The following is a 13,767-nucleotide window of genomic DNA, read 5'->3' as shown; positions in this document are numbered from 1 at the left end:
GCAGCAAGAGCGATTCCTTCGGCGCGCAGATTGTCCAGAACCTCGACTATCTACAGACGGAACTCTACCTTGGAGCCCGGACCTATTCGCTCGACCAGGAGACCGCCGATCTTCAAGATAGCTTCGCTGTGTTGGGTGGCGCCAGAATAAAGTTTTAAGGAACAAACCGGCGAAGCAAGATCGGTCCATGATCTTTCGCGCCGCTTCCTTCTTCCGCCGCTTATTTCCAGGATCTCGTTATCTGAGCAAATGGGTGATGAATTGACCACTGCAGGGACTGGTGTCTGCACAGCATTGATTGCTGCCGCGTTCCTCGTTCCAAAAACGGTTTCGGCCGCAACCGCAGAGGCAGATATCGTCGCTCAGCTTGCGTCTTGCGCGGCTCGATTGGAAGCAGGCAGGAGCTACGAGAGCTATGTCGACGGATTTGCCGACGCGCGGGACGCTGTGAGTGGCGCGCTCGCGTTCATGCGCAGCAGGGTTGAAACGTCCGAAGCCGAGGAAAATGCCGAAACCCTGAAGAAGGAGTTTTCTGCCGATCTTGTGAATAGCCCGATGCAGGCCCGGTCCCGTGTCTCCGCGCTTGTCGATGAGTGTTTGGCGCAAACGGCTGCGGTTGAAGCGATATTCAATGGCGTTGAGACAAGCCGTGTCAACGAACTCGAGGCCGCAACAAATGCGCAGCGTGAAGCCACTGAACGCGCTGAAAGCGAAGCCGAAAGGGCGGAGCAGGCGGAGCGGCGGGCGATCGCTGCGGAAGCCGCGGCAGAGCGAGCCAAGGCCGAGATCGCAATCCTCAAGGAACAGCAACGCGAACGGCAGGAGGCAAAGGCACCCACGACCGAAAGGAGCGATCCGCGCGAGGAGAATGAGAACTCCGTCTCACTAAACGTGCGGGAGAACGTCCAGCGTGCACTTCAGGCAAATGGTTACACCATTTTTGAAAGCGCCGAAGAGATGGAGTGCATGTGGACCGGTTCAGCGCACCAGTGCAGGCGGCCAACGGGTGGAACCATGATCAGCGTCATGTCCAGTCCATACAGAGTCCGCATCCTGAATGCAGGCAGCTCGATCGACTGTTTGAGGTTTCGCGAAGGTGAATTGGTCGCGCAAGGCAATGGTGACGATTGCCGGTAGAGGGCCTTCGCAGCCGGGTTTCAGGCAACGCGCCCGGCTTCGCTGGCGTGTCGAATAAGGCACAGCCCGGGAGCGAGTTTCGATCGCTCGGACTGTCCGACCCGAGTGACGGGCGGAAGCTCTCGAATGGCATTGCCGCGGCCACTGAATTGCGAAGTGCTCCTTGACAGGGCGATTAGGCTCTCCTTTGGTCGGGCCAGCCATCGCCAGACTTGATACTCAAGCCGGTAAGCCGGCGAGGCGCAGGCCCTCACGCAGTCGATCTGCATCCTCGGCCCTTTGGAGATACAAAGCGTCCACGAGCCAATCTACATGTTCGCTTGGGCCGGCAGCCGGATCGCCTTGCCACAACGCGCTGACTGCTGCGATGCAAGCCTTGCCACACTGCTGCGCCTCTTCGAGACGCCCCAAGTGACCGAAGGCAGCCGCGCGCAAAGCCATGTACCGCGGGTGTCGCCGGCCTGCTGCGTCCAGTATTAGTTGTTCCAATAGACTGGCCGCCTCTTGGTAGCGCCTGAGCCGAAACATGATGTGCGAAAGATAATAATTATACCAGGGCGGGTGGCATGGGTTGAGTCGAAAAGCAATCTCGGCTGCGTGCAGAGCCAGTTCGGGCTTTCCGATGCACGATTGGACCCAGGCCCAGAAAATCTGGATCAGCGGATCGTTAGGGTTTAGGGTCCGGGCAAGGCCCAAATGCCGCTCGGCCCGCTCGAAGTCGCGCCACATCAAGCACATGTATCCGAAGGTGGAGTGCACCCGGGCATCGTTGGGGTCTTTCGCCAGTGCTTCTTTGGCCTGGCGAAACGCCTCGATCCGGTTCTCGTCCTTCTCTCGTGGTACTCCGACGCTCATCTCGACCGAACGATTGAGATAAATCCAGGCGAGGCCCGCATGGGCGCGGGCAAAGCCTGGATCGATCTGGAGTGCCTCTTCGAATTGTGCTTGCGCACGTGCTTGGGCCTCAGGCGTGAATACGTCGGAAAATCTATTCCCCTGGAGGAAGAGGTCATAGGCCCGAATGTCTTCCGGCTGACGTCGCCGGGCTGTCACCTCGCTATCTTGGATAATTCGTTGGGCCACCATTGCGACAATGCTCTGGGAGATTTCTTCCTGAAGGGCGAAGACGTCCTCCAGTGCGCGATCGTATCGTTCCGCCCAGAAATGGGCACCGCTTCCAGCATCAATGAGCTGGGCCGTGATGCGAACGCGCTCGCCTGCGCGACGGACACTGCCCTCGACGAGGTATCGAACCCCGAGCGAACGCCCTATCTCGCGAGCGTCCACATTTTTCCCCCGAAACGAGAAGGAAGAGTTTCGCGCGATGACCATGAGCTCGCGAAAGCGCGACAGCTCCGTAATTATGTCTTCGCTGATACCGTCGCTGAAATAGACCTGTTCGGGATCGCCGCTCATGTTTTCGAACGGCAAAACCGCCACCGTAGGTCTATCGCTCGACGCCCAGGCGACTTTCGCACCCTCAAGGACGTTGTCGAATACCAAGCTGTAAGTCCGCACCGGCCGTGAAATATTCTTCAGACGCTGCTCGCCCGCGAACTCGAACCGACAGTCGAGTTTCCCAGAGAGCTGGTCGTAGACTGTCCCGGAGATAAGGAGACCGCCTGGCGGGCAACACTGTTCCAATCGGGCCGCCACGTTGACACCGTCTCCCAAAAGGTCCTGATCATCCACCAGTACGTCGCCAAGATTGATGCCGATACGCAAGACAATCCGGCGCTCAGCCGGTATTCGCGCCTGCCAATCAGGCAATTGCTTTTGAACCGCAGCGGCGCAGGCTACAGCCTCGACGACGGAACCGAATTCGGCGATCAGGCCATCGCCCGTCAGCTTGAAGAGACGCCCATGATGCTGCGCCAAGAGAGGCTCGACAATAGCCCAGCGACGCCTCTGCGGCCATCTCTTGATTTGGAGACTGTGCTGGTCGAAAAGATCTGGAAGCGTGAAGTACTCGAATTCGGAACGGGCGCCGTGATCGATTTTGATTCACCCTGGGTCGAATGCCCCTATCTGGCCCACCTTTGGATCTGAACGCGATTAAATCGATCAGGAAATGCAAGCCCACTTTGCCGCCAGGCAAAGCCCATGCAATTGCTCATCGGTCTGTTCGCCGATATTCAGGTGGTCAATGATCTCAGGTCAATTTCGCGCGAGCGATGGGAAGAGCTAAAGTCGACGGCGAGGGGCAAAATCGCCGTCACTCGTGATCAGGGTTCCCGAATAGCAGGAACGTCGTCATCGAGGATCGGGAATGAACCTTCAATCGCTGCGCCAATGAAGGCTTTCCGTGACAGATCCAGCGCTTCGCCGCGCTCTAATGCGCCATGGCAGCGATTCCTTGCGCGTTCATAGAACCATCCGCCCTGGGGCAACTCACTCAGATATTGCAGGGCATCCTGTGGTCCGTGGATACACCGCTCGCCATTCACGCCAATCCTGACAGGATTATCCCAAATGGTGGTTTGCATTTGCGTTGACTCCGGTTCGGCACAGAACGTCTAGCGGGAAGCATTGTTCCAACCATCGCTTTGGTAGTTGAGAGACACGGGTTCGCCACGATGGTCACGTGCCGCCGACGCCTTGCCGCATCACCGAAGTGGGGCGTTCGTCTGCGCAGAACGCCACGCCGAAATAGACATCTTTTCAGCAATGCCTCCTTCAATCACCAGCACGCTATCGAAGAAATCAATTCCGCCCTCCGATTGGATCGAGGAGGTATCGTGCATAATGGCAATAACCGTCGCCTCCGGGCAATTCTCTTTGATCGCTTGATAAAACGCTTGCACCGCCTGCCCATCAAGAGCGCTTGTTGCCTCGTCAAGGAAGAGCAAACCCGGCTTCAGCAACAGGACTTTCGCAAGAACAAGCTTTTGCTTTTCACCCCCGGACAACAGCTTGTCCCACTGCTGCCCCTCGCGTCCCTCATCAAAGAGCTCCCCAGAAATTTCATGGAGCCCCGCTTCTTCAAGCGCCGTGGAAACCGCAGCGTCCTTATGCTCACGGGCGTCATCCGGAAGACAGACGAGATCCTTCAGGCAAACGCCCTGTAGTTTGACCTCCTGGGCCGCAAAGAGAGTTCGCAAACCGTCCGGCAACGTGATCTTGCCCCGACCGTGCGGCCAAAGACCGTTTATCGCCTTGAGAAGTGAGGTCTTTCCACTCCCCGATTCACCCATCACCAAAGTCCACTCGCCCGGAGCGAAATTGAGTTCAATGGCGGTCAAAAAGGGCTCGTCCTCACCAATATGGAGGAGCTCGACCGAATGGATGGTCAAGCCGCCTTCTACGGCTTCCGCTATGGTATATTCAAACGCGGCGGGTCCACTTTGAGCATAGTAGTCTTGTGGTCGCTGCACCGTTTCTATCGCTTCCGCAAGCTCTGTTATGCGCCGCGCGTCCGCCCGCAGTGTCGCGATGTCAGGCATCGCATGAATAAACCATGAGCATTCGTTGATGAGGGCCGTCGCTAGTTCGGCACCGGTGACATAGTCTTGTAGGCTGATGGTCTTGTCGACATAGGGAAGCAGGCCCGGCGCGTAGGCCACGATGCGTGAGCCGATGAAATTATGCACCAGCTCAAAGCCCATATAGCCGGCGGTAATCCGATTGAGCCTCGCCCATGTGTGGTCAATATCTTGATACCGGCGCACATTGAGCGCCTTTTGCGCTGGCTCCCCTCTGATAACCGCAACGTGAAAACTGCGGCGCAAGAACTGGTTGAGTTCGCTGCGATAACTGCCTTCCGCCGATTGAATGCGTATAGACAGACCCTGAAGGATACCTCCCAGCTTGGCCGCAATGAATGTGTTGAGGGGCACGTAGATCGCAATCGCCAGCAGCGTCAGGAAGGCGCTGCCGTAGCCCCCAAGAACGTCAAGCCCTCGGATCGGGCTCGACGTTTCGATCAGCTTACCGCCAACGAACGCGAGCGATAGCACCACCCCGGCGATGCCGATGCCCAGACCGATTGCACCGCCGGTCATGCCCTTTATTGCTTCCTGCACCCGCTGATCGATGTTGTCCGGCGATGACGTGTTCCCTTCACCCGCTCCACCAAAGACATTTTGTTGCAAGTGGAAGTGGGTGTGACTGGAATCGAGAAGTGCCTGATTGAAGCGTTCATCCAACCACTGGCGCCATTTTCGGTGTAGGCTGGTCGAAAGGAAGTGACGGACCGCAGTAAACCCCGCGTCCCTTGTGATCGCGATCGCAGCAAGCGTCGCTGCGGTCTTTAGAAGCGACGCAGGCGTTGTCGGTACCGTAGGGTGGTGGAAATTCGCGATCCGATTGACCAATTCGCCTGAGGTCAGCGCGAACCATACGCTTGCCTGAGCCGACAATCCGGTAAGCAGCAGGATGAGAATGGTCAGGCCCCAAGCGTCTCTCCAGCGATTAGAGAGCCAGTAAGCGAGCAACAGCCCCCAGAAGCTACGCATCGAGGATACGGGGCTGCTTGGGCGCCGCCGTTTCTCGCCGAAGAACCGTTTAAACCGTGCTGTTGCCCGATGCGCCTTGCCGCGCACGACTTCACTCAAGCTCATCTTCCTGAATTGGAGTAAGGATCGGACTTGTCAAATGCTGATGATCTGATGGCCGACGAAAAGCAGGGTCCTTGCAAGCGATTTGGTCGCGACAGGTGATCAGGAGGATCTTAAGGCCGGCAGCCTACTCGCCGTAGGGCCGATAGCTAAGCGGCGACGCCGGAACGTGAGTTCAACATCGGAGGCCAGACATCAAGTATCGCTACGTCGTAGTCGGCAACCGCGCGGTGCTGGACACTGGCACTCGTAGTGTCGTTCAGATTATCAACTGAGGCTGCTGGACGAGTTACAGAGGCTTCCCTGCGGGAATCGGTCCTCCACTTCGGCGCAGCGGATTTTTCGAAAGTGTCCGGCAAGCGGGCGCAGTTTCTGTTGAGGCGGGGAGACCGCGCTTCTCGTCGTGAAACCTGATTTGTCCCACGGGACGTGGCACGGAACCTGTGCGCCGCTTTCTGGTTGGGTGGGAGGAGAGGAGTGGCATATGGGCATTGACAAACCGAAAAACGGTGCACCGGGCACCACCGACCAGTCTCCTCGTTGGGAGGCCCGGAGGAGAGCAGACCTCGGGGGTATCTCCCAGCGAAAGACGGACCAGATTCCGATCGCGACGCCGTGGGCGAAAACAACCGCGAACCGGAGCGTCCATCCGATGCGTTGAAGACAAAAAGTTGAAGCGAAGGGCAATGCGTTCCTTCGCAGGCGGACGGAAAAGCAGCGGCGTTGCAAGCGCAAAACCAACTGCGTGACCGGGTCTAAGGATAGGCCATCGTCAGGCGCCGGGCCATAATACTTCGAAAAATAATGGGATGTGGGCTTTGACGAAAAATAGCCGGATCGCGCCGAGTAACAGCCAAATTCACAATCTTCAGGTCTCAGGACAAGGTTCTGCGCCGTCCTCGGCGCAGAACCTTCGCGCTAGAAGGCAATGCTTCCTGCCATGAAGGCAAGGACGAGAAACAGCACGAATATCGCCAGAGCGACGTAAAAGAGGATCTTCGCTATACCAGCACTTGCTGCAGAAACACCCGAGAAGCCAAGCAAGCCTGCTATGACCGAGATTACAAAAAATATAATAGCCCACTTTAGCATATGTTTCTCCCCGACGGCCGAAACGAATCATCTGGGCATTGAACCCGCAGCCGTGAGTATTGTTCCAGGCGCCTTTAAGTTGTGACGTCACGCCGGATCGGTGCAAACTCCTGGTCCAATCCAGGCCGCAAGGCCGCGGCATCCCTGCTCTCTCTTCCGCCCGCCGATTTACTGGCTCTCGCGGCGGCAGTACGGTCACTGCCGCGCGCATCGTCAGCCATTTTTCGCGGAGTGTTATGCGCTCCTCTATCGCGCGAAGAGCCATGCCAACTGCCGCGACGACTTCTCCTTCGGCTTGGTCCGTTCCGGCGGGCAGCCGTCCAAGCGGGCAAACCAAGGCGGCAGTGAATTCCGCGAGACCGGATTTATGATCTTGGCACGTCCGCTGAAACCGGCTCGCCACTGCCCGAGATCGATTGGTTCTTTCCCGTGATTGCCGACGTATCCTTTGTTTGGCGGATCACCCGGCTTTGAGGTTTGCGTAAACCCCTCAAAGAGCGACTCGTGCTTTTTGTTCCACTGCGGAACCTTTGAAGCCGGACGGTGTTAGAACCGCTCCCCACCAAGGCGAAGGAGGTTGCCATGCCGGAGAAGACTTTAGACATGCTGTTTCACGAAACGTTGAAGGACATTTACTACGCCGAACGGCAGATACTAAAGGCACTGCCTAAAATGGCGCGGGCTGCGCAATCCCCTGATAGCAAGGCCGCTTTCGAAAAGCATCGCGATGAAACGGAAGGCCACGTGGAGCGTTTGCAACAGGTCTTCGAGATTATCGGCAAGCGCGCACAGGGTAAAACCTGTGAAGCTATTCAAGGCCTGATTGCCGAAGGCGAAGAAATCATCGAGGAGTTCAAGGGAAGTCCGGCCCTTGACGCCGGGCTGATATCTGCGGCCCAGGCGGTCGAACACTATGAGATTGCGCGATATGGCACCCTGAAGACCTGGGCCAAGCAGCTTGGGTTGGACGCCGCCGTCGCCTTGCTCGATCAGACCCTTCAGGAAGAGGGTGCGACTGACAAGGCTTTGAGCAAGTTGGCTTTGTCCGCTGCAAATATTAAGGCTGCAGCTTAACTTACGATATTCTAGGCGGAGGGCCGATGCGCCCTTCGCCCCCAGACCCCGTAACAGCTAGTCTTTTGTGATCTGATGGTTTGCCGCGTCGACCTTCTTTGATTTGGGCGAGCCGCGATAGCGCAAGAATATCCACTGCAACACAAGCATCAGCGTCGAAACTACAATCGCCGGTTCGGAAAATACTCGAACCAGGACTGGGCGTCGCTAAGCGCGACGATACTCGGCTCGGCGCCACGAAATCAATCGATCTTTCCCATGAGCGCGGTGCCGAGGCTGCCGAGAGCAAACGACGCCCCGAAGGCATATATCTAGGAAAAGAGCAACGGGCTCGATCGCACGATCATGACCGAGCGCGTGCGGGAAGCTAACGGCGATTACCAGTGCGGTGAGGGCTCCCAGTGCAAATCCAGACGACAAATGCCAGATGAGAAAACGTAATAGCATGGGCATTTTTCAACCTCCTTTATCGAAGAGGTGCCGGCGAGCCGAGCTCCTGTCTACCTTCCGTCGGCGCGGTCCGTGCATTCGGTGAACCTTGCCAGATGAGATTGTAGACGGACAAGCTTCTTGCGTTTTCCGGTTACAAGCGCTGAGCATTCGTTGGCCGACTGTGATGCCGTCGATCTAAAGCCCGAGCTCACTCAGTCATCAGCTTTGACCGAGCCAAACGGTTTCTTCGGCCAGACGACGCCGTCTGCATCGGAATCCGGTGTGTTGTGCGGGCTGACATCTCGCGCCGACGTGTCCATGCGCATCTCCGTGCACTCCTCGGCCAGCCAAACATACAAACCACAGTTTCGTTCCAGCGATTTGCGCCGCGGCTTCCCCGAATGAGGAACCATCTACGAAAGGGCGATTGGGAGCGAAGTTTCGTCGCCTCGTCGTCGTCGACGTTAGCACGCACGCAGTCCTGATATTGTCGTTGAGCGATATTGATCGAGAGCATCCTCACTGGCCTCGAAGGTCGCGACTGGGGTAGAGGAGCCTAGCCGACAAACCGGCATTGGCTGACGGCGGTCCGAAGGTGCAGCAGAAAAGGGGGAGGTACTGCCGCGGCTTGCGATATTGCTTTCCCCCGCGCGAGCCAAGAAGATGCACTCACCGGGATCGCGAACAGAGCAATCCAAAACTTGAACCACCGCGCATTGAGAGTAGGCCTGGTCATTTCAGGCTATGCGGCCCGGACTGAAACAACTCGATAAGCGGCGCCGCAGGAGTTTCGGCACGCGAGTCTTACCGCAAAATGGGCTTTCTGGTGCAGAAGCTGATCGACCAGACTCTGCGGCAAGCTTTGGAAATCTGATGAGGCTGCCATTATCCGCAGACTTAGGCACAATGGACAGCCCTAACCCTGTGCGTGCCGGGCGAGCCAATTAAGAAAGCGCAGGAACTGCATTTCGTCGGCGCGAAGTCCGGGTACGGCTTTTGCGTTTGGCCTTACCCGCGGGATTTTCTGCTCGGCTTGCGCCAGAGCGAGGACTGCCGGATGCACGTAGCTCTTACGGCAAACGGCCGGCGTGTTGTGCAGCGCCTCTGCCGCCGCGTTGCACATTTCTTTGATCGTCGGGCGTCGACCCTGAGCGAATGCTTGGCGAGCGGCAGAATATGCGGCGACGCTCCCAGCCCAAGTTCTGAACGTTTTGGCCGAAATTGGCGCCCCGCTGATCTCTGCGAGATAGCGGTTAAAGCGCCCCGACTCGATTGGCTCGGGTTTTCCGTCTTGCCCCACGGATACGAAGAGCTGGCGACCCGGGAGTTCGGCGATTCCCTCAAGTAAGCGTTGCAGTCGCGGATTTCTCAGCCGTCTTCGGATACGTTGCCCGCCCTTGCCCTTGAAGTTGAGCTCGATGCTATCGTCGGTAATCTTGAGGTGGCGCTTAAGAAGGGTTGAGGCGCCATAGCTCCCGTTCTCCTTCACGTATGTCGAGTTTCCAATGCGAAGGGGCGCGTGGTCGAGCAGCGCCGCAAGGGCAGCAAGTACGGTGAAAGGGTCGTCCACAGGCCCCTCCATATGCTTGCGGATCCGGCGTCGCAGGCGGGGGAGCGTTTTAGCAAAAGCTGGAAGCTGGCTGTATTTGGCGTTGCTTCGCATCTCCTGCCATGCTTGGTGATATCGATATTGCTTTCGACCACGCGCATCATAACCTGTCGCCTGCAGATGACCGTTTGGCTGCATGCAGATCCAGACGTTCTCGTAAGCTGGGGGCAAGCCAAGCGCTTGGATACGGGCAAGAACGCGGGAATCTTTTAGCTGTTCACCGTTCGGACGCCGATAGACAAAGCCGCTTGAGGAACGAAACCGGGTGTAACCCGGTTCAGTGTCGGAGACGTAGATGAGGTCGGCGCCATCGCCTACCTGCGGACTTTCCCGCCGGCTCAATCAGATCCGTCCCATCAGAAGGAGGATCACAAGAACGACCACCACCACACCCAGAACGCCAGACGGACCGTAACCCCAGCCGGATGAATGGGGCCAGGCCGGAAAAGCGCCGATGAGCAGCAGGATGAGAATGACTAAAAGTACGGTTCCAAGCATTTTGCGGTCTCCTTACACAGCGATAAAGTCGTTTTCGTCGGTTTGCCCCCGTACTTGCCGAGCGGGGGCTCTAGCATCGAAACTCGGGAGGAGGGTCATTTAAGGATCGCGATCACCGCGCGTCGTTGCCGATTGATCATCACCCCTTGGTCGTTTGAACGACATATCCATAGTCCGGCTGATCAGGAAACGTTTGGATTTCGACGGTATCAGGCAGACGGGTGCCTACAGCGATGTCGCCTTGATACACGTCCGAAGGGCTGCTCTGGTCAAGTAGGTAGGTTTGAGCTTCGCCCGGTACGATGACTGTTGCAGTTTGCGCAACGGCGCCGCCGCCGAAAGACAGGCTCGCCAGCAAGCTCGCCATGACGGTTCTCTTCATGATCAGCTCTCCTAGTTGTTCCCTCAAACCCGTTTTAGAGCATTTGGTTCCAATGCGCTCCCGGAGCGGCTGCATACCGCCTGACGCCAAAGGTCGGTGACGATGTCTCTTCGACGCGAGAGGTCACAGCAGCGGCTTTAAAGTCCTGGCGTCATGAGCACCTGCTTCAGCGTCTTGAAGGTGGGAGCTCTCGGAAGAGCTGCTAGACAAGGAGGATGAACGCGAGGAAGCAATTGGATGCCGCTACCGCGACCGTCGGGACTCGATGTCTTCCGACGTAGCGGTTGCTAGCGGCGAGGTGACGCTTGCGTGGGAAGTATCGAGCAGGCAGGCCAAACACCGGGCTGAAGATTGTGCCGAATTGTTCTCCGGAGTTCCCCACGTTCAGAACAACTTACGGGTCCGCTCAACGACAAAGACGGTGACCGTGCCCCTGGGCAACCCACCTGATAAGGTCGCACAGCCGCATTCGTTCGAGCGCCCCTGACCACAGCGGCGAGCGGCGTTCGGATTCATCGGATGCCCGGTACGCTCGCTGACTTTTCGTGACCCATTTGCCAGCGCAGGATGTCCTGGGGCTTGGAAGCTTGGCTTCTCGCTGTCGACAGCGTATCCTTCTTAAGCGCCGCCATAGGCGGCGAGGACGACCGAAAGAGCGGCATTCGGATAACCAAGGTTTGAGACGATGGCACCGGGAAAAAAAGCCGAGGATGAAAACGAGGAGTTGCTGGTAGGCGGTGTGGCGTCCCGACCGGTCGAGAGCGATGCGGTGCCAGTTGATGACGTACCGGATCGATTGCTGATCCTTGCCATTAGGCTGCAACGAGCCCTGGACAAACGGCAGGCGACGAAATCGATCAGCAGGCCCTCGCGCCGGAAACACTGAGGTGGTCAGAATGCAAAAGGATGGCTTGTGATGCCGGACCTGCAGCAATTGCGGGTGCTAGTTGCTGAGGACGAATTTTTTGTCGCAAATGATATCGCACTTTGGCTCGAAAAGGCCGGTGCGACAATAATTGGCCCAACGCCCACAGTAAAAGAAACGTTGAAGAGCCTTGCTCAGGCTTTCGACGTTCAAGTTGCTGTTCTGGATATTAACCTCAATGGCGAGCTGATCTTTCCCGTGGCGGACGAACTCGCGCTCAGATCGGTACCCGTGGTCTTTTTTAGTGGTTACGACGACATGAGCGTGCCCGAACGGTTCCGGTCGGCCGCACGGTTAAGCAAGTGTGCAGGCGCGTCGGATCTCGTAAATGCTGTCTTTGAGCAACACCTCCAAAATCTGTCAAACTTGGCGCCACTATATGTCGGACTAACCGATCAATCGGTCTGTGAACTTATACCGGAGCTGCGCTACAGGGCGCGGCTCCTGATGGCCGGAGCGCCTCCCGAGGCCGCCGACCTGCTCGTTGAGCGTACGCTTGAGCGCGCTATCGCGCTAGCCGGGACAAGGCGCAGGTCTCAGGGCCTCGATGCCTGGTTGCACGATTTATTGGCGGCCATCCATGACGAGAGCCCGTATGGACTGAATTAAGACATTTGACGCGGTGCGAAAGCCGTGATGGGTGTGAATGGGCGGCCGGATTTGGCGTTCTCTTCTCATCCGGCATGTCTTCGGGGTCGAGCTCCCTGATCGGGCGCGGCCCCTCGTTCGGCGGTGGTACAGGCGGCAATCGCTCGCCCGGATCGCGGGGTTGAGGGTTCACGTCCTTGCTCCTCGTTTCATGAGGAGAACAAGGTGCACTGTGCTTGGTTCCGAGAAGTTGCGCGTTCGATCGAGCTTGACGGCGAATACCGCGTCATAGCTTCGAAGGACTTTGACCGCATCCAACGACGCGATGACCTTATCCGGCACAACGTCCGCAAGTCCTCCGCCGCAACCGCAAGATTTGCCTGGCCCCTCCCTGGCCGGGGCGCAGACCCTTCAAGGCTATGTCGGGGTCAATTCGACTATGAGCGGAACCCGCGCGGCCTCGTACCCATTTACCTGTTGGTATCGTTTGGGGTTAATTCTCCCTCGGTGCGCCCGAGCCTGACTGCCGGGTGGGGGTGCGGTCTGTCGGAACCGTGCCTTGCGGGCTCTCGGTGCTCGGAAGCTGTTCAGTGCTCCGCGGCTTTTCCATCGGAGCCTGTTGCGAGGGCTCTACCGATCCTGTTTGACTGGCGTCCGGCTGGCTCCATTCTACAAATCCCCATGCGAGCAGCGCCAGGAAAAGACTTGCGGCAAGCACCAGGAAAACACGGACACCCATTCCCGCCTGACGGGTTTCCCGCGCCGAGAACCTCGTCCGGCTAGCGCCGTGGGTCGTTCTCTCGGGTTCGCCTCGTTCATCAAGCTGCTCGGCCATCGCGTTTCTCCATTGCCATTTCCGTCAATGCCGTCCTCGGCTCGAAGGTCATCATCCCTTCGACCCGCCAGGCCGGGACAACGAATATCCAATCGCTGCCGTCGCCAAAGGTTCCCAATGGCGGCAGAAACGAGCGGCCGGTCCGCTGTATGCTGGGAGCGATATGGTGCTGCGGAGGTTTGAGCGAGCAGAGCTTCATTCGGGTAATCGTGTCCCATCGCCCGCTGCACGAGAGTGCCTGCGACGAAAAACAAGATGAGCAGAAAAATATTGCCTCCAAGAGGTGCATTTCGAGCCACCAGATTCCCTTCTTTAGCGCGGGATATGGATGCTGGTTTTCCAGCCCGCTGTCCTTAACCGCCCTCGGCATAAGCACGAGATCGTCGATGAGGCGGGCACGTTCGTGCTCCGCCATCTCCGACCGCGGATCCTCAGAAGAGACGGGTGTATCGTAACCAGGACCCGGAAATGCGCGAAAAATGCCATAGGGCGGTCAGTTTGCGCGACGGCGCCTGCGGATTTCGGTAAATCGGGACATTCATTTCAGCAAGTCGCGGACAAGCGTTTCGCTAAGTCGCGGACAACGGGTGCGATCGAATTCCGGTTGCCTGGTTGCTGTTACGGGTGATTGATTTCGGT

At 57.7% G+C, this 13,767-nt stretch carries 13 protein-coding genes and 1 pseudogene; 6 read left to right on the top strand and 8 right to left on the bottom strand.

Annotated features, from left to right (window positions below):
* The first annotated feature begins 249 nt into the window (after nt 1-249).
* Nucleotides 250-1,137 (top strand): hypothetical protein, encoded by an 888-nt coding sequence (locus IB262_RS35100; RefSeq protein WP_034798743.1) that lies wholly within the window; start codon nt 250-252, stop codon nt 1,135-1,137.
* A gap of 219 nt (nt 1,138-1,356) precedes the next feature.
* Here IB262_RS35100 and IB262_RS35095 read toward each other — a convergent pair whose 3' ends face one another.
* Nucleotides 1,357-3,015: an adenylate/guanylate cyclase domain-containing protein gene (locus IB262_RS35095; protein WP_210337866.1), complete on the bottom strand. Its 1,659-nt coding sequence runs from the start codon at nt 3,013-3,015 to the stop codon at nt 1,357-1,359.
* Between IB262_RS35095 and IB262_RS35790 the strand changes: the two genes are divergently transcribed.
* A complete protein-coding gene (locus IB262_RS35790) occupies nt 3,001-3,186 on the top strand; it encodes a hypothetical protein (RefSeq protein ID WP_210337865.1) in 186 nt (61 codons plus the stop codon). The genes IB262_RS35095 and IB262_RS35790 overlap by 15 nt on opposite strands.
* A 176-nt stretch (nt 3,187-3,362) precedes the next feature.
* Here the strand turns inward: IB262_RS35790 and IB262_RS35090 are convergent, their stop codons facing one another.
* Nucleotides 3,363-3,623, bottom strand: a complete 261-nt coding sequence (locus tag IB262_RS35090) for a DUF982 domain-containing protein (RefSeq protein WP_112772817.1) — start codon at nt 3,621-3,623, stop codon at nt 3,363-3,365.
* 120 nt (nt 3,624-3,743) lie between these two features.
* Entirely contained in the window at nt 3,744-5,690 is a 1,947-nt protein-coding gene (locus IB262_RS35085) for an ATP-binding cassette domain-containing protein (RefSeq protein ID WP_246802839.1), read from the bottom strand.
* Between the two features lie 487 nt (nt 5,691-6,177).
* Between IB262_RS35085 and IB262_RS36325 the strand changes: the two are divergent.
* Nucleotides 6,178-6,368 (top strand): annotated as a pseudogene (locus IB262_RS36325) (hypothetical protein).
* A 243-nt stretch (nt 6,369-6,611) separates the two neighbouring features.
* Here IB262_RS36325 and IB262_RS35075 read toward each other — a convergent pair.
* Complete coding sequence (locus IB262_RS35075; protein ID WP_112772201.1) at nt 6,612-6,785, bottom strand: DUF1328 domain-containing protein; 174 nt, start codon at nt 6,783-6,785, stop codon at nt 6,612-6,614.
* 582 nt (nt 6,786-7,367) lie between these two features.
* Between IB262_RS35075 and IB262_RS35070 the strand changes: the two genes are divergently transcribed.
* Nucleotides 7,368-7,859, top strand: a complete 492-nt coding sequence (locus tag IB262_RS35070; protein ID WP_034798750.1) for a ferritin-like domain-containing protein — start codon at nt 7,368-7,370, stop codon at nt 7,857-7,859.
* Nucleotides 7,860-9,207: 1,348 nt separating this feature from the next.
* Here IB262_RS35070 and IB262_RS35065 read toward each other — a convergent pair.
* From IB262_RS35065 to IB262_RS35055, 3 genes are all read right to left on the bottom strand, one after another.
* Entirely contained in the window at nt 9,208-10,242 is a 1,035-nt protein-coding gene (locus tag IB262_RS35065; RefSeq protein WP_060609823.1) for a DNA topoisomerase IB, read from the bottom strand.
* Nucleotides 10,243-10,398, bottom strand: coding sequence for a DUF3309 family protein (locus tag IB262_RS35060; protein ID WP_034798754.1), 156 nt, complete (start codon nt 10,396-10,398; stop codon nt 10,243-10,245). It abuts the gene before it with no gap.
* A gap of 139 nt (nt 10,399-10,537) precedes the next feature.
* Complete coding sequence (locus IB262_RS35055) at nt 10,538-10,780, bottom strand: DUF1236 domain-containing protein (protein WP_234798887.1); 243 nt, start codon at nt 10,778-10,780, stop codon at nt 10,538-10,540.
* Nucleotides 10,781-11,045: 265 nt separating this feature from the next.
* Between IB262_RS35055 and IB262_RS35050 the strand changes: the two genes are divergently transcribed.
* Nucleotides 11,046-11,267, top strand: a complete 222-nt coding sequence (locus tag IB262_RS35050; protein WP_082566427.1) for a BON domain-containing protein — start codon at nt 11,046-11,048, stop codon at nt 11,265-11,267.
* A gap of 429 nt (nt 11,268-11,696) precedes the next feature.
* Nucleotides 11,697-12,314, top strand: a complete 618-nt coding sequence (locus tag IB262_RS35045) for a response regulator (protein WP_051659462.1) — start codon at nt 11,697-11,699, stop codon at nt 12,312-12,314.
* A gap of 797 nt (nt 12,315-13,111) precedes the next feature.
* On the opposite strand, the gene IB262_RS35040 is transcribed toward IB262_RS35045, so the two are convergent.
* A complete protein-coding gene (locus IB262_RS35040; protein ID WP_089046201.1) occupies nt 13,112-13,543 on the bottom strand; it encodes a hypothetical protein in 432 nt (143 codons plus the stop codon).
* Nucleotides 13,544-13,767 lie beyond the last annotated feature (224 nt).

This window comes from Ensifer sp. ENS02 (assembly GCF_014851885.1).
GTDB lineage: Bacteria > Pseudomonadota > Alphaproteobacteria > Rhizobiales > Rhizobiaceae > Ensifer > Ensifer adhaerens.
The sequence above is the reverse complement of the archived record's forward strand: the minus strand, read 5'-3'. Positions and strand labels throughout refer to the sequence as shown.

Coding starts and splice junctions, on each gene's coding strand:
- IB262_RS35100 (WP_034798743.1), top strand. CDS start 250: ATGGGTGATGAATTGACCACTGCAGGGACTGGTGTCTGCACAGCATTG.
- IB262_RS35790 (WP_210337865.1), top strand. CDS start 3,001: ATGATGCTGCGCCAAGAGAGGCTCGACAATAGCCCAGCGACGCCTCTG.
- IB262_RS35090 (WP_112772817.1), bottom strand. CDS start 3,623: ATGCAAACCACCATTTGGGATAATCCTGTCAGGATTGGCGTGAATGGC.
- IB262_RS35075 (WP_112772201.1), bottom strand. CDS start 6,785: ATGCTAAAGTGGGCTATTATATTTTTTGTAATCTCGGTCATAGCAGGC.
- IB262_RS35070 (WP_034798750.1), top strand. CDS start 7,368: ATGCCGGAGAAGACTTTAGACATGCTGTTTCACGAAACGTTGAAGGAC.
- IB262_RS35060 (WP_034798754.1), bottom strand. CDS start 10,398: ATGCTTGGAACCGTACTTTTAGTCATTCTCATCCTGCTGCTCATCGGC.
- IB262_RS35055 (WP_234798887.1), bottom strand. CDS start 10,780: ATGAAGAGAACCGTCATGGCGAGCTTGCTGGCGAGCCTGTCTTTCGGC.
- IB262_RS35050 (WP_082566427.1), top strand. CDS start 11,046: ATGTCTTCCGACGTAGCGGTTGCTAGCGGCGAGGTGACGCTTGCGTGG.
- IB262_RS35045 (WP_051659462.1), top strand. CDS start 11,697: ATGCCGGACCTGCAGCAATTGCGGGTGCTAGTTGCTGAGGACGAATTT.
- IB262_RS35040 (WP_089046201.1), bottom strand. CDS start 13,543: ATGGCGGAGCACGAACGTGCCCGCCTCATCGACGATCTCGTGCTTATG.